7 protein-coding genes are annotated in these 6,358 nt (G+C 35.6%); all 7 read right to left on the reverse strand.

Annotated elements, in window-relative coordinates; genetic code table 11:
• Nucleotides 1-12 precede the first annotated feature (12 nt).
• The 7 genes from M0051_RS17640 to M0051_RS17670 all read right to left on the reverse strand — a co-directional run bounded on the left by M0051_RS17640 (nucleotide 13) and on the right by M0051_RS17670 (nucleotide 5,768).
• Nucleotides 13-447 carry a hypothetical protein gene (locus tag M0051_RS17640; protein ID WP_306742868.1) on the reverse strand — a complete coding sequence of 145 codons (435 nt, stop codon included), beginning with the start codon at nucleotides 445-447 and terminating at the stop codon, nucleotides 13-15.
• A 62-nt stretch (nucleotides 448-509) separates the two neighbouring features.
• Nucleotides 510-923, reverse strand: coding sequence for a hypothetical protein (locus tag M0051_RS17645; RefSeq protein ID WP_306742869.1), 414 nt, complete (start codon nucleotides 921-923; stop codon nucleotides 510-512).
• Nucleotides 924-978: 55 nt separating this feature from the next.
• Nucleotides 979-1,560: a hypothetical protein gene (locus M0051_RS17650; protein ID WP_306742871.1), complete on the reverse strand. Its 582-nt coding sequence runs from the start codon at nucleotides 1,558-1,560 to the stop codon at nucleotides 979-981.
• 110 nt (nucleotides 1,561-1,670) lie between these two features.
• On the reverse strand, nucleotides 1,671-2,390 hold the full coding sequence (locus M0051_RS17655; protein ID WP_306742873.1) for an ABC transporter ATP-binding protein: 720 nt from the start codon (nucleotides 2,388-2,390) through the stop codon (nucleotides 1,671-1,673).
• Between the two features lie 12 nt (nucleotides 2,391-2,402).
• Nucleotides 2,403-3,875, reverse strand: coding sequence for a DUF5687 family protein (locus M0051_RS17660; RefSeq protein ID WP_306742874.1), 1,473 nt, complete (start codon nucleotides 3,873-3,875; stop codon nucleotides 2,403-2,405).
• A gap of 54 nt (nucleotides 3,876-3,929) precedes the next feature.
• A complete protein-coding gene (locus M0051_RS17665) occupies nucleotides 3,930-4,253 on the reverse strand; it encodes a hypothetical protein (RefSeq protein WP_306742875.1) in 324 nt (107 codons plus the stop codon).
• Between the two features lie 1,101 nt (nucleotides 4,254-5,354).
• Nucleotides 5,355-5,768, reverse strand: coding sequence for a hypothetical protein (locus M0051_RS17670; RefSeq protein WP_306742876.1), 414 nt, complete (start codon nucleotides 5,766-5,768; stop codon nucleotides 5,355-5,357).
• Nucleotides 5,769-6,358 lie beyond the last annotated feature (590 nt).

Consider the following 6,358-nt stretch of genomic DNA (forward strand, 5'->3'; position numbering starts at 1 on the left):
GATGCAAATAAATTACTCCATCAACTTTAACCTTTCCTCTCGGCGGAAAATGATCTTTGCAGAAGGAGTGAGGCCAATTTCCAATTCAATCTCCTCCAGGTTCATGCTGTCAATCTTTACTTCCCCTTTTATTTCAACGGCTTTAAACAGACCTATTAATATAAAATTGAGAAACTTGTTCTTTTTGGTTTTGGTAAGAATAGCTTCTTTCTCTTCGTCGCTAATTTGATGCACTTGCTTAAATCGTGCAAACAATCGGGGCAGAAGAGCAATGTCAACATCCAAACGAACTAAAACGAAACCTGCTTTCTCAATATCAGGCAGAGCGTCGTTTAGTTTTTGTATCCCAACCTTTAGTTTATTCTTGCTCGAACTTTTAATATTGCTCCAAAGTTCAGAGCCTTTCTTTTTAGCATCGTCTAATAAGTCGTCCAGTCCGTTTGCCATGGTGTAACTATTTTAATGTTTTTGATTTAAATAAATATAGGTGATAGAATTGTACTGTCGTCTTACAAATTGACCAATATTGCAATAAAGGTTAGGACTCCAATAATCGTAGTAAATATTCCAGTTTTCCTTGATTTGGTCCAGCCAGAAAGAGCGATTAAAACTGAAAGAGCAATCACTCCCAATATAAACGCAATAAAACCAATGATCTTTGGAAGTGCAAGATCAGCATTCTCAACTTTGAAAGGGAAGCCATTGGTTGTCATCATTAGAATTTTAGTCATGGCAAACAAGGTGATTAAAAAGCAGGCTGCTGCAATGGTCGTAACTTTTAAAATATGATTTGATATTCTTTTTTCCGTACCGCTAACCAATAGATTCGCCATTACTGCAATCGAAAAACCGCTCAATAATGAACTAATGACAATTAACTGATTGGCAATTTTGTTTAAATACTCAGGTTCTAGTTCTATCATGTTTTATGAGTTTATGCTGTATTTGTATAAGTTTGAATAGTAATTGGTATTATTTCTATTTCATGATACCATTCACTTTCTTAATATTTCTTTTTAGTTTAAAAACATCAAAATTTATTCTGATTAATAGATACAAGCTAATGCCAAATACAGCTACCGGAAATTTATTCCAGATTGGATTCAAGTCGAACACTTGAAAAAAGGCGGCCAGCATGATTACGATCAAAGGAATTCCGGTAATGTATATGTATTTCGTACGATCATTCAATTTAGAGATCATGAATTCTAAATCCATATTTACTTTTTCATTAAAGCTGATGTTTGAACCTTTAATTTCCTTCGCATGCTTTTTTAGTAAAACTTCCAGGTAAGCAAAAGGAGCCTTAAATGCAAACAACATGGTAAACTGAACCAGCAATGCTGCATTATCCCACTTTTTAGATACAAAATCATACTCCAGGTAGGCAAACAAACTTGCATATATTACCAGGCAAAGCAATACCATAACGAATCCATAATCAAGAAAAGCATACTGCCTAAGCTTTTTATCCTTTTTCTCTTGGCTTTTGCCTTTCCATTGGTATGCAGGCCTGAATCCTTCAATAATTTTTATTCGTTTCTCTATCGATTGTGTCATCTTCAATCTTTTCTTTACTAATAATGCGAATCAAGAATTGATGATTTCAGAAGCACATGCCAAGCATCTCAACGATGCCAGACATGTTTATATCTATTCAAAGTTTTAACTTAACTTTCTGTCTCAACAGCAACTTCAGGATTGAAATATCCTTCCAACTCTTCAAGAGTATCATTAGAAGTGAATAGATCCTTAACCACTTGACCTTTTTCCAGAATAACAATTCGTTCACTTACTTCAGCAATATGATTCAAGTCGTGACTGGAGATGAGCATGGTCAGGTTCTTTTTCTGGTGTAGATCCTTCAACAACATCTTCAGACGTATCTGAGAAGAGGGGTCCAGGTTGGCAAAAGGTTCATCCAGAATTAAAACTTCAGGTTGACTAATGATTGCACCAAAAATGCCAATTTTCTTTTGATTCCCTTTCGAGAAATCGCGAACATACTTGTTTTGATTCAGAATCTCATCACCAAAGAAATCAGCAAAATCATTGTAAAATGCCTGTAATTCTTCCTTGGTAACCCCATTGATATCAGCAATAAACTTAAAGTACTCTTCAGGTTTTAAAAAGTCAATTAAAAAGCCCTCGTCAAGAAACGAACCCGTATAGTTTTTCCACTGACTGTTTGCATTTACAGCAATGTTTTTACTCAATACCTGTCCTTTGTCTGCTTGAATCAAATCTAGTATCAATCGGAACAATGTGGTTTTTCCTGCTCCATTATTCCCAACCAAACCAAACGACTGACCTTGTGGAATCTCCAATTTCTCGATGTCTAAAACCTTTACGCTGTTATATGCTTTGCTTAAATTATCTATATGTATCATGATCTTATGTATTTACTTATTTCTAAATCCTTCTGACATTTGGTATCGTTTGTTAATAAAACGCTGGGTAATGATATCCAGTAACTTTTCGCGGAACAATAAACCCAAAACTCCAAGTATGCCGATAAATGCAAACCCTAAATTGGCCTGATCGAACAAACCAAAAGGCAGGTAAATGAAAATTGGAATCACCAGCAACGGAATCATCAAAACAAAATGTCTTCCGCCTACACCTTGGAAATTAAATGCCGAACCTTGTGAAAGATCCATGTGTTGGTTGTTGTTGGTTGCAAAATAGAGAAGCAACAGGCTATTAATACCGATATTAAACAAGAAGCACATGCTGTTTATAATCAGGATATCGATACCATAATAAACATAGAATGTCGATAAAAGGTAAATCACCGTACTGGTCGACATCATCAAATAGTATTTGGCTTTGATGTAATCCTTATAAGTATTATTGGCGGTCAGCACCAAATCAAAATGTCCCGATTCCCAGGCAAAGAAGTACAAGCCAAAGCTCATCATAAAACCACCTGAAATAAATATGCCTATAAAAATCAGAAAGCCATTCATATCCATGTTTTTAGGATCATTGTAAAAGATCAATCCATAAAGCAAAAATAGTGGTGCCATGAATAGCATGGTTCTGGTGCGCTTATTTCTTACGCACATTTTAAGTTCCAGTAGGGCAAAGGTTCCTATTTTTCCGAAACGATCCAGGTAGTTCAGATTCTCCAAGCTGCTTCTCTGGTTGGTATCGCCCTTTCCAAAGTCTTCCAACGAAAAGTGATTGTATAACAATTGGAAATTCAGGTAATAAGCCACAACAAAAAGCAACAGTCCAAGCAGTAAGTACAATGGCTGTTCAATTACTTGCATAAACACAAGCGACGAAAAGGCCTGCAGATCGATAATGCCAAACTGATCCAGGAAAAGCAAAGCTCCAACAATGGCCAGGAACAGGTAAAAGACATATTCATGCTTTATCTGCACTCTTTTGATGTAGATAGACAGGTAGTTAACAAACAAATCGCCAACCATTACACTACCAACAATCACCCAAAAACTATAAGCATCCATCTGCTTGTGCAAACCTAGTGTAATAGCCAAAACAAAACTAATCGGCAGGATGTTAAGACTGTTAAACAAAGGTTTGGTCAACATGAAATTAACCAGCTTGCTTTTCTTGATGGGTAGAATCAAATAAGGCTTTACCATTAAAGTTGGCAGTTTCTGTAGCATGTAGCGAAACAAAAGAATGGCCAAAAAGAAATACACTCCATAGCGCATTAAATCAGCTATAGGGTTTGCCGAGCTTTTGGCAAGTGCCGAGCCCAGGTAAAAGCCTCCTCCAAGTAATTCAAGGAATAAAATAAAAAAGACAAAGCCCATAAAGACTTTGATGCCAGCACTCTTGGAGACTGCCGCCGATCGGGTGGCCGCCTTCCATTGATGGCTCAATAATGTGAATTTTTGCATATCTGATGTATTAAATTTCTTTGTTTATCAATTCGTTCGCTTTTGATTCTCTTGCTAGTCTGATCTACTGTAATTCTGAAGTGCCATTTTAACAACATTTGCAACAGATTCAACGGTGATCCCTTTTTTCTTGCAGTAAGCACTCTCTAGCCAATTCTCTAATAATTTTGCACCTTTACTTGCATTACATGACATACAGCAAAGAGCAATATTATCACTACCATTAATTCTTATATCGTTTACAATATGTTCCCATGATGGTTTATTCTTGCGGGACTTTTCATCAAGCTTAAATTCAATACCACAATAAACACATGAATTATCTCTTATTGTAACAAACTCCTCTACCTCTTTGGGAATTCCCCAACGATTTGCCATAGTCTTATTCTAAATATCTTAAATCTTTAAACTTAATACCACGTCACTACTACATGAGTCCTCTCGTGTGGTTTTTATTAGACAAATAAATGCGATAGGATTGTGCACAACCGGAACAGTAAAAAATCATTTCTTACTCTTTCTTATTAGCTGTATTCCAATGGTTGGAAGAAAAATGGATACAAAAACTAATGCTGAAAATAGATACCTATTGTCAATTTTGTAAAAATCAGATCCTTTTACCAATAAGAGACATACTGCGATAAGACCTATAATAAGACATAAAAACCCGAATGATTTGTAGTATTGTTTCATAGTTGTTAATGTTTATAGATACAATTAAAAGTTAATATTAAGTGCCCTCAGTTACCGCACGATCCTTTTGAGTCCTTCTAAGCTTCAAGTGGGTATAGATGCATAAATCCAATTTTAAGTCTACCAAATCTAATAAATCTATTACACAATAACATTTATAAGATATTAAAATGTATTATGCTTATGTAATTTAATTCCATACTAAATAATAATGGCTCTGTATAATTCATAGTGGATAAATCCATAGAATTATCATTACCGACCTTCACTTTACATCAGTGCCCACTATGGGCATTGGAAGGTCAAGCTGCTTAGACGTAGAAAAAGTTGTATTAACCATGACTATGCAAACCTAAGGGATATTTATCGGACGCGATTCGAGACAAAACTTTGCTATGGAATGGCGAGCAATATCCGATTGGCTTGACTTTTTTGTTTCGTTTTTTGGATCTACCACAACAAAGTAGAGCTCATGAACGATAGTGAATGATCCAAATAAAGAACAAAACTTAATGCTTTGAAAGATCGGCATCATCTACGTAAGTGGGGCCCCATAGGCAGAGAAAGCGGTAAATAGAAATGCTGTCGAGCGAAGCATGAGTGAGACTATCTATTTCTATTCGCTTTTGAGCCGTATTGGGTCACTGAGTAGATGCGCCGTAGATTCTTTGCTTACTTTCTCATCAATGGAGAAAGTAAGAGCCTATCCGGCTCGAGGATAAAAAGACATTCGATTGGCTTGACTTTTTTGTTTCTTTTTTTTGATATACTATAATAAGGTGGAACTCATGAACCCTTCGCTACCGCACGAGTCCTCTCGTGTGGTTCAGCTGAGATACTTCTTTCCACAATCTCTTTCAAAGCCAGAGCTATTGCACCACTAATAAAGCTTGCAATAATGTCCTTCCAATCGAAAGTGCCATGAATTCCTAACCAACCAAGAGGTTCCCATACCACACTATAAATAATGGTTGCCAGGAGGATATGTTTGTTCTTTTCTTTATTGGAATAATCTTTAAATCCCCATACGAAAAAGCAAAATCCAATTACAGATACAAGGCTACCAATGGTATCTGCAAAACCAAAATCACTTATTTTGTTGGCATAAATGTAAGGCCTGTAAAAATGAGTTAGCAATTGAGAGGCAGCCAACACAATCAGAGCAACTCCAAGGTATATTTTTTGTTTCTTATTTTTCATTTAGAAATTACTTCCTTCTTATTTTTCCTCAGCTACCGAATGAGTCTTTTAGTATGATAACTAATTTAATGTGGATTGTAAACTCATTTATGCCTACCAAATCTAATAAATCTATTACACAATAACATTTATTTTTATAATAAAATACATAAACCTTATGTAATTTTGGTTGATCCTAAATAATTAATGGCTCTGCATGATTCATAGTGGGTAATTCTTTAGAATTATCATTAAATTCATTTACTATTGCTTTTAATACCTCAGTGATTACATATAGAACCATAAAACTTAAGTATTTTAGTTCACAGAATATTCAAATATCTATTATACTCCTTTGCCTGTCGGCTCCACGAAAGTTTTGGAATCCCTTAAAAGAGATAAGTTTCCGAATTAGTTAATTAATAATTTCGATCGGGAGCTGCCAATCGGACGCGATTCGGGACAAAATGTTGCCATGGAATGGCGAGCAGTATCCGATTGGCTTGACTTTTTTGTTTCGTTTTTGGGTCAAGCCAAAAATGAAAAGCCCATCCGGCTCGAGGATAAAAGAAGATTAATTTTTATTACCATTATCTGCCTGTAGGTATTTC

The organism is Marinifilum sp. D714 (assembly GCF_030851345.1).
In the GTDB taxonomy this organism is placed as follows: domain Bacteria; phylum Bacteroidota; class Bacteroidia; order Bacteroidales; family Marinifilaceae; genus Marinifilum.